This is a genomic window from Vibrio sp. MM46 (genome assembly GCF_027587135.1).
GTDB classification, from domain to species: Bacteria; Pseudomonadota; Gammaproteobacteria; order Enterobacterales; family Vibrionaceae; genus Vibrio; species Vibrio harveyi.
In genome coordinates, this window is record NZ_JAPPTO010000074.1 from 1 (window position 1) to 1,360 (window position 1,360).

General features: G+C 54.0%; 1 rRNA gene. It reads right to left on the bottom strand.

Features of this window, described 5'->3' with window-relative positions:
• Nucleotides 1–6: 6 nt before the first annotated feature.
• Nucleotides 7–1,360, bottom strand: a 16S ribosomal RNA gene (locus OH459_RS27920); the annotation flags it as partial.

Genomic DNA, 1,360 nt, shown 5'->3' on the forward strand with positions numbered 1-1,360 from the left:
ATCGTATAAGGAGGTGATCCAGCGCCAGGTTCCCCTAGCGCTACCTTGTTACGACTTCACCCCAGTCATGAACCACAAAGTGGTAAGCGTCCTCCCGAAGGTTAAACTACCTACTTCTTTTGCAGCCCACTCCCATGGTGTGACGGGCGGTGTGTACAAGGCCCGGGAACGTATTCACCGTGGCATTCTGATCCACGATTACTAGCGATTCCGACTTCACGGAGTCGAGTTGCAGACTCCGATCCGGACTACGACGCACTTTTTGGGATTCGCTCACTCTCGCAAGTTGGCTGCCCTCTGTATGCGCCATTGTAGCACGTGTGTAGCCCTACTCGTAAGGGCCATGATGACTTGACGTCGTCCCCACCTTCCTCCGGTTTATCACCGGCAGTCTCCCTGGAGTTCCCACCCGAAGTGCTGGCAAACAAGGATAAGGGTTGCGCTCGTTGCGGGACTTAACCCAACATTTCACAACACGAGCTGACGACAGCCATGCAGCACCTGTCTCAGAGTTCCCGAAGGCACCAATCCATCTCTGGAAAGTTCTCTGGATGTCAAGAGTAGGTAAGGTTCTTCGCGTTGCATCGAATTAAACCACATGCTCCACCGCTTGTGCGGGCCCCCGTCAATTCATTTGAGTTTTAATCTTGCGACCGTACTCCCCAGGCGGTCTACTTAACGCGTTAGCTCCGAAAGCCACGGCTCAAGGCCACAACCTCCAAGTAGACATCGTTTACGGCGTGGACTACCAGGGTATCTAATCCTGTTTGCTCCCCACGCTTTCGCATCTGAGTGTCAGTATCTGTCCAGGGGGCCGCCTTCGCCACCGGTATTCCTTCAGATCTCTACGCATTTCACCGCTACACCTGAAATTCTACCCCCCTCTACAGTACTCTAGTCTGCCAGTTTCAAATGCTATTCCGAGGTTGAGCCCCGGGCTTTCACATCTGACTTAACAAACCACCTGCATGCGCTTTACGCCCAGTAATTCCGATTAACGCTCGCACCCTCCGTATTACCGCGGCTGCTGGCACGGAGTTAGCCGGTGCTTCTTCTGTCGCTAACGTCAAATAATGCAGCTATTAACTACACTACCTTCCTCACGACTGAAAGTGCTTTACAACCCGAAGGCCTTCTTCACACACGCGGCATGGCTGCATCAGGCTTGCGCCCATTGTGCAATATTCCCCACTGCTGCCTCCCGTAGGAGTCTGGACCGTGTCTCAGTTCCAGTGTGGCTGATCATCCTCTCAGACCAGCTAGGGATCGTCGCCTTGGTGAGCCATTACCTCACCAACTAGCTAATCCCACCTAGGCATATCCTGACGCGAGAGGCCCGAAGGTCCCCCTCTTTGACCCG